Origin of the sequence: Sandarakinorhabdus sp. (assembly GCF_032115815.1) — a bacterium.
Lineage (GTDB): Bacteria > Pseudomonadota > Alphaproteobacteria > Sphingomonadales > Sphingomonadaceae > Sandarakinorhabdus.
This window is the reverse complement of sequence record NZ_JAUMBI010000066.1, coordinates 1-11,048: the sequence shown is the minus strand read 5'-3', so window position 1 is coordinate 11,048 and position 11,048 is coordinate 1. Positions and strand designations below refer to the sequence as shown.

Below are 11,048 nucleotides of genomic sequence, written 5' to 3'. Positions count from 1 at the left end.
CCTCGGCGCGCGGCGCCTTGATCAGGTCGCCGGTCATCAGGAACTCCTTGGCGCGGGCATAGCCGATCAGCTGCGGCCAGATCACCGCGCCGCCATCGCCGGCCACCAGACCTACCTTCACATGCGGATCGCCGATCACGGCGTTTTCATCGGCCACGATGATATCGCACAGCAGGGCGATGGTGGCGCCCAGGCCGGCGGCGGCGCCGTTCATGCGGCAGATCACGGGCTTTTCGATGTCGAGCAGGCTGGTGACGATGCGTTTGGCGTCCCAGCCGATGTCGCGGAACAGGCTGGGGTGGGCGATCTGTTCCTCGAACCAGTCGAAATCACCGCCAGCGCAAAAAGCGCGGCCAGCGCCGGTAAGCACGATGATGTCGCTGGCTTTGTCTTGCTGCAATTCGGTGAACACGCGGGCGAGCTCTTCATGCATCGCCTCGTCAACACCGTTCACCGGGTTGTTGCCGGTGATTGTGGCAGTGAGCACCCGTTCGTGGCCGAACTGGCCCCGCGTGAACGTGAAGCGATGATAGCCTTCCAGCAACGCCATGTGCCTGCCTCTCCCCAGATATTTGCGCCAGCGTGGCGCAGGCGCAGGGTGGGGTCAATCTTGGGCTTTGGGCAGGCTCAATAGTTGAACTGCAACTGCGCGCGCAGGATGTCGCCCTCGGCGCGGCCACTGCGGCGTTCGTCGGCCTCGCGGCGCTTGGCGTGGCCATAGGTGAGGGTCAGCTCCAGCGGCGGCGTCGGCTGGAATTCGATGCCCAGTTCCAGTTCATCGGTTTCCAGCCGCGGCGCATTGAGCGCGCCCTTGAAGCCGCCGCGATAATGCTGCCAGCGCGCGAACGGCATGAACGGACCCAGCGGCGAGTGCTTCACCCGCGCCATCGCCTGCACATAACCGCCTTCCAGCGGTTTCTCCTGAATGGAACGCGTGACATCATCCCACTGGGGGCCGGTGCCCCAGTTCCATTCGGCCTGGAAACCGATGGGCTGCGGATAGAGCATGGCGTGGAATCCGACGCGATTATCGGCATAGGACAGCGCACTGACCCCGCCCGTGCGGATTTCGGGTTGCACGCGATTGCGCATGATCGCGCCGCCCACTTCCAGCACCTGCCCATCAAGGCCCAGCCCGTCCAATGCGAACGGCCAGGTGGCCATGGCGACGAACATCAGGCTGTTGTTGGTTTCGGTGCGGTTGGTGCCCTGGCCGTTGAAGAGACCCAGCCCAAAGGCACCATAATTGCCGAACAATTTCTGACCATCAGCCGTGAGTCGATTCCAGATCAGCTGCACCTGCGGCGGCGTGTAATAGGCCACCACACCCAGATCGCGCTCGGACGGTACTGCCGAGTTGATGCCATCGGTACGGTCGAGCGCCAACCGGGCTGACGAGCTTTGCAGATTCTCCCAGCCGAACGGCACCTTGGACTGGCCAAAGCGCAGGCGCAGGCTATGGTCCTTCAGGGGGAACCAATCGACATAGGCATCGCGCAACTGGCCAAAGCCTTCACGGCGTTCGCCCGCCGACTGGCCCGAAACTGCGGTGGCGAAATCCGGCTGCAGATAGAGCGAGACATGATCGTTGAGATCACCCTGCAGGATCAGGCGGATCCGGCGGAAACTGAAATTGTTGGCGTTGGTGATGTTGCTATCGCCAATGCTGCGCAGCCGCGACACGCCCGCCGGCGCGCTGGCATCGCCCGAGACGATCTCGTTCAACCGCAGCTGGGTATAGCCGCGCAGGGTGAGCTTTTCATACCAGGGCTTGCCGCGCCGGGGCGGCGGGGTGAGCACGATGGCGGACGGTGCAGCCAGCACGGCAGGCGCAGGCGCAGCGGCGGCGGGAGCGGCCATCGCCACGGGCGGAGGCGCCTGCGGACGGGCTGCAGCCTTCAATTCCGCCACCATCGCCTTCAGCTCGTCGATCTGACGCTGCAATTCGTCCACGGTCGGTTCGGCGGCATCGGCCGGCATTGCCGCAAGACTCGCCAGCAAGGCAATCATGGCGCCCCTTGTGCGGCGCTGGCGGTTGATGGTCATTGCAGTGCTGCCCTGGAACGCCGGGCACGCATGACCTCAGCTCAGGGCGCACTATGACAGCGGGGTGACAGCAACATTTCAGTTGCATGATGCTTTTGTGACATGGCCCCCGGATTGCCGGCCTGGCGGCACCGAGATTATGGCGAGGTGACATTCAGGTGACGATTGGGTTGCCGTGATGTGTCGACTTCATGACAACATTCTCGAGCAACAGGGCGAACGTCAGGGCAACGGCAGAAAGCGCCAGCCCCACACGGCCATGCCGGCGGCGATGGCCACGGCATAAGGCAGATCGGCCCCCACCCGCACCAGTCGCGGCGCATCATCGCCGGTGACACCGGCCAGCACCAGGCCACGGCGCAGCAGCATCAGCACCAGCGCCAACACGCCGCCAACAATGGCGATCAGCACGACCTGCGCCGCCAGCGTGCCCAGCGTTGCCCAGCAGGCGCAGCCGGTCATCACCTTCACATCGCCGCCGCCCAGCCAGCCGCGCGCAAAGGCCAACAGGCCGAAGGCGAAGAAGGCGCCACCGGCGGCGGCATGGCTGGCCCAGTCAAAGCCCGGTGTGCCAAGGCCGAACAGCACGGCGCCGATGATGATCAGCACGGTGATCGTATCGGGGATTTCGAACGTGCGCAGATCGAAGCCGGCGCTGGCCAGCACCGACAGCGCCATCAGCCACAGGCCGGCATCGGCGAGGGTCATGCCAAGCTGCTCATGACCGCGGCGGCGGCCCGGCGCTGGGCTCCCGCAATTTCTGGGCCTTCAATTCGGCCAGATATTGCAGATTGGCCCAGGCGGCGCGATCGAACTGCGGGTTCAACGACAGCGCGCGGTTGAAATAGGCTTCGGCCACAGGCAGATCGCCGCGCATCATCGCGGCATAGCCCACGGTGTTGAGATCGGTGGCAAGACTGGCCTTGTCGCTGAGCAGGAATGCTTCTTGATAACGGCCCTGCATGGCGCGGGCCAGCGCCAGATTGGTGCGCGCCGGCTTCAGCGTGGGCTGCAGCTTTAACGCAGCCACCAGATCACGCTCGGCCGCTTCGTGGTGACCGCGCAGCAGCTGCGACCAGCCGCGATTGGCAAGTATGCCAGAATCCTGCGGGGCCGCGGCCACCGCCTTGCCATAGGCCAGATCGGCCGCCGGCCAGTCGCGCGCCTTGTCGGCCAGCACGCCCAGCGCGTTCCAGGCGCGGGCCAGGCCGGGATCGGCGGCCACGGCTTGTTCCAGCAGCGGGCGGGCTTCGCCGTCCTTGCCTTCCCGCAGGCGGGTGATGCCCAGGCCCTGGCGCGCCAGCGCCGCCATGGGGCCTTCCATCAGGCCGGTGAAGGCTTCGGCCGCTTCGGGCAGGCTGCCCCCGGCCAATGCCAGTTCGGCGGCGCGTAACTGCACCTCGGCAACGCCGCTCGCCCACATCGGCGCAATAAGGGCGCGGGCATTATCGAGCCGGCCATCGGCGATGGCGGCATCCAGCATGGCCAGCGCTTCGGGGCCAGGCGGCGCGGTGGGCTGCACCGGGGCGGCGGCCGTATCGCCCGCCGGCTTTGGCGGCTTCGGCCGGGCCAGCGCCGGTGAAACCACTGCTATGGCCAGCGCCATCAGCAACACCAGGAACGCAATACGGTGAAACAGTTCGACCAGTGCAGCCGGGCGCGCCGTCAACAGATCGTCGCGCTCGGACGACGATGACGCAAGTGGCGCAACCGTTTCGGGCGGCTTGCCAAATGGTTCGGCACCATCAGGCACTCAATGCTCCGATGCGGGCAACCAGCGCTTCCAGCCGGGCAATGGCCAGACGCACGGCGTCCTTGTCGTCAACGGCGCCGGGATCGGCCTGGGCCGAAAGGGCGGTCATCAGCCGCGTATGGGCGCGGTCTTCGGCGGCGACGGCAAAGCGCGAGGCATCAAAGCCGGCCAGCCAGTCGACCGCGATGGCGGCCGGAGTCAGGAAGCGGCGCGGTGCCAGCGGCGTGGCCGTGGCCAGTTCCGGCAAGGCCGCCAGATCGAGCAGGCGCAGCGCGGTCGGCTGGAACGGCGGCAACAGCAATTGCGCCACCGGTTTGCCGGCAGCCTGCAACGGGCTGAAATCCGGTGGCACATCGGTGACATTGATCACCTGTGGCAACAGCACGGCCGCCGTGACCGCCGTCGGCGCGGCCGGGGCCGCTTCGGCCAGCGACAGCGTTGCCATCGGAATGGTGAGCGCGGCCAGACCATCGAGGTGCGACGCAATCAGGGCCGTTGGGGACGGCTGCTCCGCGGTGCTGTCCTGCGCCAGCGTGATCGGGGCGGCCAGTATCGGCAGATCGCCGGCCTTGGCCGACGCAAGGCTGGCGTTGATCCGGGCCACCGGCACACCGCCGGCGCGCTGCGCCACGGCAAGGCGCGGTGCTGCGACCGGATGGCTGACCTTGCCCGGCAGCACCAGCACGGCTTCGCCGCTGCTCGCCATGTCGATGCGGGCGCTGGCAACACGCACCGGCGCATCGGTGGTGAGGGCCGGTGCCAGAGCAGCATTTTCCAGCGCGGCGGCCACCAGCAGCAGGGCGCGGCGGGCAGCGGTGGCGGCACGGCCATCGTCACTGCTGCTGGCCCGTTGCAGCCAGGCGATGGCATCGCGATGCTGGCCGGCCCTGTGCAGGCTCCAGCCCAGATTATAGGCGATATCGCCGGCACCCGGTTCCAGCGCGAGGGCCATTTCGAAGTGCTGGCGGGCCAGATCGATGCGGCCCAGCCGATCATAGGCGATGGCGATGCCGTTCAGGGCCGCCACCGAACCGGCGTTCTGGCCGAGGGCCTGGCGGAATACGGAAATGGCCTGCGCGGCGTTTCCTGCCGCCAACAGGCTGCGGCCTTCGGCCAGCGCGGCCGCTTCATTCTGGTTGTTGGCGATGGCGCTGCTGGGCAGGCCGTCGCTGCGCGGCCTGATGTCTTTCGAATCAAAGCCGTCCGCCAGCGCCGGCGATGAGCCGGCGAGCGCCAGGAGAAGCGCGGTTTTCTGCTTCATTTGCCCCTCGGACCCTGATTTGCCTGTTTCTGCTTTTCCACCTGCGCCATCTGGTTCTTCATGCCGATCGCCGCCGGCAGCATCAGCACCGCGACCATGGTAGGCAGCATGAAGCAGACCAGCGGAATCGACAGCAGCACCGGAATCTTGTGGGCCTTTTCTTCGGCGCGCAGCCGGCGGGCTTCGCGCATTTCGGCGGCATAGACGCGCAGCGCCGACGCCACCGATGCCCCCAGCTTGTCGGATTGGATGATCAGCGTGGTGAAGGCGGTGATTTCCGGCACGCCGCTCTTCTTGGCCAGCATGCGCAGCGCCACTTCGCGGCTGCGGCCAGCGCGCAGTTCCAGGCTGACCTGGCCAAACAGCTTGGCGAGCAGCGGGTGCGAGCCGATGATTTCCGAACCGACGCGGCTGAAGGCGGCATCGATGCCAAGCCCGGCTTCAAGGCAGACCAGCATGAGATCGAGCGTGTCGGGGAATCCGTTGAGCACTTCCTGGGCGCGGTTTTCAGCGCGCGAGCCAACGATGATGCCCGGCAGATACAGGCCGGCAACCGCCGCGCCCATCATCATCATGTAAAGCTTGGCCGGCTCCGGCCAGTTGCCGCCAACGGCCAGCACGATCACCACCAGGATGGGCAGCGCCAGCGTGCCGAAGGCGCGGGCCAACGTGTAGGCGCGCGGTGCCCAGAGCTGATCAAAGCCGGCGCGTTGCAGCTTCTCCGCGATCTTGCCGGAGGCATCGTCGGTAAGGCTGAGACCACGCGATTCAATCTCGTGCAGCAATTGCGCCCAGCGCGAGGTGATCAGATCGTTGCGGATACTACCCGGGCCGCTATCGGCCGCGGCACCACCACCCTGGCTGGCCAGCCGCGCCTTGATGTCGGACCGGCCCAGCACCATGGGTGCCAGCGCCAACACGACCAGCATCACGGCCGCGAACACCAGTCCGAGCACGATCCAGTTTGCCAGGGTTCCGCTGCCCATCGCCGTTACACCTTGATCGCGATCAGGCGGCGCATGATCACGACACCCAGAACATAGAGGAACATCACGCCCAGCGCGCCCGGCATGAACCAGGGATCATCGACAACATCGAGATAGAAGCTGGGCTGACTGGAGAACACGCCGACAAAGGTGATGATCGGCATCGCGGTGAGCAATGTGCCGGTCATCTTGCCTTCCGAGGCCAGGGCACGCACCTTGAGCACCATGGCGGCGCGGTCGCGGATCACGCGGGTCAGGCTGTCGAGAATTTCGGCGAGGCTGCCGCCGGTTTCGGTCTGGATCGCCACCGACACCACGAACATGTTGATGTCCTGCGTCTGCACCCGGCCGGCAAAACCTTCCAGCGCATCCCGCAGCGGTGAGCCATAGTTCATTTCCGCCAGCACCAGCCCCAGTTCGGAGGCCAGTGGATCCGGCATTTCGTTGACGACCAGTTCCAGCGCGCCCGACACCGGGTAGCCGGCCCGCAGGCCGCGCACCAGCACATCCAGCGCAATCGGGAACTGCGCTTCGATCTTCTTCAGGCGCTTGGCGGCGATATAGTTGATGTACAGGATGGGCAGGGCAATGCCGATACCACCGGCAAACAGCAGCAGCAGCACGGCACCGGGCGAGGTGATCTGGCCACTGATGCCGCCGATCAACGGGAACAGGAAACCGATCAGCAACGTGACCGAGCCCATGTAGCTGAGCATGCGCTGGGCGCTCATGCGGATGCCGGCCTGGTTCATGCGGCTGTCGAGATAGTTGATGATCGACGGCAGCATGGACTTGGACACATCCGTCGTCTGCCGGCGGAGCGCGGTGATGATCTCTTCCGATGTCGCCCCGCTCTCGATCAGCGCCATGCGCTTGGAAACGCGCCGCTTGGTGCCGAAATTGTCGCGATACCAGATGAATCCGCCTTCCAGCAGCAGCACCACGGCCAGGAACACGATGCCGTAAAAGACGAATTCGGCGTTGATGAAGGAAGGCAGCTGCACCTCAACCCTCCTTGCGCTTGAACGGATCGAACATGGTGCTCGGCAGATCGAAGCCGCGCGCCTTCAATATGTCCATGAACTTGGGCCGCACCCCCATCGGGCGCATCTCGCCGATCACCTTGCCCTGTTCGTCAACACCTTCGCGCACGAACTTGAAGATCTCCTGCATCAGGATGATCTCGCCTTCCATGCCGGTGATCTCGGCCACCGAGGTGACGCGGCGGCTGCCGTCCTGCAGGCGTTCCAGCTGGCAGACCACGTTGATGGCCGAAGCGATCTGGGCGCGCGCCGATTTCGGGCTGATGTCGATACCCGACATGCCGATCATCTGTTCCAGGCGCGACAGCGCATCGCGCGGCGTGTTGGCGTGCAGCGTCGTCATCGAACCATCGTGGCCGGTGTTCATCGCCTGCAGCATGTCGAACGCTTCGCCGGAACGGATTTCGCCCAAGATGACGCGATCTGGCCGCATGCGCAGCGCGTTCTTCACCAGATCGCGCTGGTTGACTTCACCGCGGCCCTCGATGTTGGACGGGCGGGTTTCAAGCCGCACGACATGGCTCTGCTGCAATTGCAGTTCGGCCGAATCCTCGATGGTCACCACGCGTTCGTGGCTGCCGATCGACGCCGACAGTGCGTTGAGCATGGTGGTCTTGCCCGAACCGGTGCCGCCGGACACGATCACGTTGCGGCGGCTGGCGACAACGGCCTTCAGCATGGTCGCGCAATCAACCGTCATCGAACCATATTCGACCAGTTTGTCGATGCTGGTGCGGCTGGGCGGAAATTTGCGGATGGAAAGGCACGGACCGTCGATGGCCAGTGGCGGGATGATCGCGTTGATGCGGCTGCCGTCGGGCAGGCGCGCGTCGACCATGGGCGAGCTTTCGTCGACGCGGCGGCCGACGTTGGACACGATCTTGCCGATGATGCGCAGCAGATGCTGATCGCTGGCAAAGCGCGTGCCGACTTCCTCGATCTTGCCGCGCCGTTCGACGAACACCTTGGTGGCGCTGTTGACCATGATGTCGGAGATGGTCGGGTCTTTCAGCAAGGGTTCGAGCGGACCCAGGCCGAGCAGTTCGTCGAGAATATCTTCCACCAGCTGGCGCCGTTCGGCGGCGTTCAGAGCCTGATTGTTCTCTTTCAGCATTTCCTGAACGATGTCGCCGATGTCGCGCTGCATCTGCTCGCGCGTCATGGTTTCCAGCGCAGCCAGGTTGATGCGGTCGATCAGCTGCTGGTGCAGCGTGACCTTGAGTTCAGTGTAATCGTCGCGGCGGCGATCCTTGATGCTCACCACCGGCGCCGGCGCCGGTGCGGCCACCTTGGTTTCGACCGGCACGCTGGCAGCGGGCGCATCGCCGGCGGCCTCAGGCTGTGCGCCCGTCTTGCGGCGCGTCGGGAAGATCATGCCGTCGCCCCCATGCTGACGAGTTCATCGCCAAGCTGCGCCGCAATGATGCGCAGATCCTTTTCGATGCGGGATTTCATCTTGATCTGGCCAAGGCTGCGGCCTTCATCCTGCGCCGCCGAAACGGTGGGGAAATCATTGGCCAGGCCGTAATGCACCCGGCTGCGCAGCGCCGACTCCGCTTCGCTCAGATCATATTTGCCGAACAGGCCGGGAATCAGCCGGTTCATCACCACCCGCATCCGGTCGCCCAGGCCATTGGCTTCCGCGACATCAAGCTGGCGGCGGGCCTGCTGCACACCCGACACGGTCATCTGGGTGACCAGCAGCATCATGTCGGCCTTCTGGATGGCCATCGCCGTCCAGTCCATCCAGATCCCCGGCAGATCCAGCAGCACGAGATCGAAATTCTGGGTGGCAACGTCCAGCAGGCGATCGATGAACTCCGGGGTGACCAGATCCATCGCGGTCATGTCGGTCGGCGAGGAAATCACCGAGGCACCCGATTGGTGGCGTTCCAGCACCATCTTGAGGAATTCGGCATCCAGCCGGTCGTCGGCTTCGATCAGATCGGCGATCGACAGACGCGGCTTCAGGTTCATGTACATCGCCGCATTGCCGCGCTGGAGATCAAGATCGATCAGCAGCACCTTCTTCTCGGCGGCCCAGATCTGCGCCAGCTGGGTGGCAAGCATGGTGGTGCCGATGCCGCCCAGCACGCCCTGGAACGCGATCACGTTGCCGCTGCGGGCCGGGCCACCACCGGTGCGAAGCTGGCCCAGCCGGTCGCGGCCGGTTTCCAACGCCTGCGCCAGTTCCTCGCGGCTGAACGGGATCGGCAACACATCGGCCACGCTGGACCGCATCAGACGGCGGGTGGCGGTGATGGTGAGATCATGGGCCGCCGCCACCACAGGGATGCGGGCACCCACGCTGTTGGCGAATTGTTCCAGCGCCTCGAGTTCGGCGGCGCTATCGGGTTCGATTTCCAGGATCACCAGATCGGTGCGGCGCAGCAGCGGCCCGTTCACCGAGAATTTTTCCAGCCCGCCATCAAACACGCGGATATCGGCGCCCATGTTGGCCAGGTGCGAAGGATCAATGGTGGCCGCCGTTTCCGGCGCCAGCACCAGCGTCACCCGCAATTCGCCCGAATCAGACGCTGGCGGCGTGTCCTCCTTCTCGCCGCGCCCAACCATCGAACCAAGACGCGCCAACAGGGCCATCAGCGTGGCCCCGCCTGCGGTTGGTTGCTGACTGTACCGGTGCTCGCACCAGCCGCATCGCCCAAGTTCGACCGGCCGGAAAATGGAATCAGCGCCTTGACGCGACCGGTGCGATACCGGGTCACCGCGCCGTCGGCCAGCAGGCCGTCGCTGCCTTCGATCTTCACGTTGGCATAGCTGGGGGTGAGATCAACCACCATGGCGGCGATGTTGTTCTGCACCACCAGGCCCAGGCCCTTGTCGCTGACCGGCTTGTCATCGGCGGCGGCCGGACCGGCCAGGCTGATCATCAATGCGACCAGCAGCAGGGATGTCGCAATCTTGAACATCATTTACCTCACGATGTGGCCATGGTCGGCAGCAACGCCGCCGGGCTTGTTGATGGCGCTGGCCGGGCCGGGCAGCGGCAATACGGTGCCCGGCTGGGCGCGGCGTTCGGACTTGCCGAGCAGGAACAGATCGGCATCGCTTGGTTCCAGGATGCGATCGGTCGGCAACTGCAGGGCGGTGCCGGCCTGCACCGGCCGCACGATGCGCGGGGTGACCAGGATCACCAGTTCGGTTTCCTGCCGATCGAAGTTTGTTGACCGGAACAGCGCGCCCAAGATCGGAATCTTGGCGAGCAGCGGCACGGCGCTCACCGTGTCGCGGAAATCGCTCTGGATCAGGCCGGCCAGCGCAAAGGTCTGGCCGTCACGCAATTCCAGCGTGGTGCGGGCGCGCCGCACCTTCAGGCCGGGAATGCGCAGGCTGCCGATATCGATGCCAGCCGCCGGATCGAGGCTGGACACCTCGGGGGCCACCAGCAGGTTGATCAGGCCATCTTCAAGCAGGGTGGGGGTGAAGGCGAGGCCAACCCCGAACTGCTTGAATTCAATGGCGATCTGGCCGTTGATGGCCACACCCACCGGCACCGGGAACTCACCGCCCGCCAGGAAATTGGCGGTTTCACCCGACAGCGCGATGATGTTTGGCTGCGCCAGCGTGCGGATCAGGCCCTGGCGCTCAAGCGCCTGCAGGCGGAAACTGAAGCCAGGGGTATTGAAACTGCCGGCGAAGGAGCCGGTCACGCCAGCGCCGGGGAAGTTGGCAGAGCCGTTGGTGCGCGCCAGCGAGCCATCGCTCTGATTGCCAAAGGCCAGGCTGTCGATACCAAGCGCCTTCACCGTGCCGCGCTGCATTTCGGCAAAGCGCACTTCCAGCAGGATCTGCTGGGCGGTGCCAACGCCGGTCATGTTGATCACCTTGTCGGGCGCATAGGCCATGGCGATGGTCACGGCGCGCTGCACGGCGGCGGCGCTGCTGGCAGTGCCCGACAGGATCAGCCGGTCGTTGGCAACCTGCACACCCAGATTCTC

General features: G+C 65.4%; 11 protein-coding genes. All 11 read right to left on the bottom strand.

The features are described from left to right. The coding region (locus RT662_RS04020; protein WP_313669368.1) for an enoyl-CoA hydratase/isomerase family protein at positions 1 to 550 on the bottom strand (550 nt) is incomplete at its 3' end. 77 nt (positions 551 to 627) lie between these two features. Further along, complete coding sequence (locus RT662_RS04015) at positions 628 to 2,046, bottom strand: porin (RefSeq protein WP_313669366.1); 1,419 nt, start codon at positions 2,044 to 2,046, stop codon at positions 628 to 630. A gap of 222 nt (positions 2,047 to 2,268) precedes the next feature. Next, positions 2,269 to 2,754, bottom strand: coding sequence for a prepilin peptidase (locus tag RT662_RS04010; RefSeq protein WP_313669364.1), 486 nt, complete (start codon positions 2,752 to 2,754; stop codon positions 2,269 to 2,271). 10 nt (positions 2,755 to 2,764) lie between these two features. Continuing rightward, the gene (locus RT662_RS04005) at positions 2,765 to 3,799 is read right to left on the bottom strand and encodes a tetratricopeptide repeat protein (RefSeq protein ID WP_313669363.1); all 1,035 of its coding nucleotides are present in this window, start codon (positions 3,797 to 3,799) and stop codon (positions 2,765 to 2,767) included. After that, entirely contained in the window at positions 3,792 to 5,060 is a 1,269-nt protein-coding gene (locus tag RT662_RS04000; protein WP_313669361.1) for a tetratricopeptide repeat protein, read from the bottom strand. The genes RT662_RS04005 and RT662_RS04000 overlap by 8 nt, the downstream gene beginning before the upstream one ends. Then, a complete protein-coding gene (locus RT662_RS03995) occupies positions 5,057 to 6,046 on the bottom strand; it encodes a type II secretion system F family protein (protein ID WP_313669359.1) in 990 nt (329 codons plus the stop codon). Before RT662_RS03995 ends, RT662_RS04000 begins: the two co-directional genes overlap by 4 nt. Positions 6,047 to 6,051: 5 nt before the next feature. Further along, positions 6,052 to 7,050, bottom strand: a complete 999-nt coding sequence (locus tag RT662_RS03990; protein ID WP_313669358.1) for a type II secretion system F family protein — start codon at positions 7,048 to 7,050, stop codon at positions 6,052 to 6,054. 1 nt (position 7,051) lies between these two features. Then, positions 7,052 to 8,464, bottom strand: a complete 1,413-nt coding sequence (locus RT662_RS03985; RefSeq protein WP_313669356.1) for a CpaF family protein — start codon at positions 8,462 to 8,464, stop codon at positions 7,052 to 7,054. Further along, a complete protein-coding gene (locus RT662_RS03980; RefSeq protein ID WP_313669355.1) occupies positions 8,461 to 9,690 on the bottom strand; it encodes an AAA family ATPase in 1,230 nt (409 codons plus the stop codon). The genes RT662_RS03985 and RT662_RS03980 overlap by 4 nt, the downstream gene beginning before the upstream one ends. Continuing rightward, entirely contained in the window at positions 9,690 to 10,022 is a 333-nt protein-coding gene (locus RT662_RS03975) for a hypothetical protein (RefSeq protein ID WP_313669354.1), read from the bottom strand. The genes RT662_RS03980 and RT662_RS03975 overlap by 1 nt, the downstream gene beginning before the upstream one ends. Beyond that, on the bottom strand, positions 10,023 to 11,048 hold a 1,026-nt coding region (locus RT662_RS03970; protein WP_313669352.1), incomplete at its 5' end, for a type II and III secretion system protein family protein.

Excerpts from the sequence above, each read along its gene's own strand:
- RT662_RS04015 (WP_313669366.1), bottom strand. The coding sequence starts at position 2,046 with ATGACCATCAACCGCCAGCGCCGCACAAGGGGCGCCATGATTGCCTTG.
- RT662_RS04010 (WP_313669364.1), bottom strand. The coding sequence starts at position 2,754 with ATGACCCTCGCCGATGCCGGCCTGTGGCTGATGGCGCTGTCGGTGCTG.
- RT662_RS04000 (WP_313669361.1), bottom strand. The coding sequence starts at position 5,060 with ATGAAGCAGAAAACCGCGCTTCTCCTGGCGCTCGCCGGCTCATCGCCG.
- RT662_RS03995 (WP_313669359.1), bottom strand. The coding sequence starts at position 6,046 with ATGGGCAGCGGAACCCTGGCAAACTGGATCGTGCTCGGACTGGTGTTC.
- RT662_RS03985 (WP_313669356.1), bottom strand. The coding sequence starts at position 8,464 with ATGATCTTCCCGACGCGCCGCAAGACGGGCGCACAGCCTGAGGCCGCC.
- RT662_RS03980 (WP_313669355.1), bottom strand. The coding sequence starts at position 9,690 with ATGGCCCTGTTGGCGCGTCTTGGTTCGATGGTTGGGCGCGGCGAGAAG.
- RT662_RS03975 (WP_313669354.1), bottom strand. The coding sequence starts at position 10,022 with ATGATGTTCAAGATTGCGACATCCCTGCTGCTGGTCGCATTGATGATC.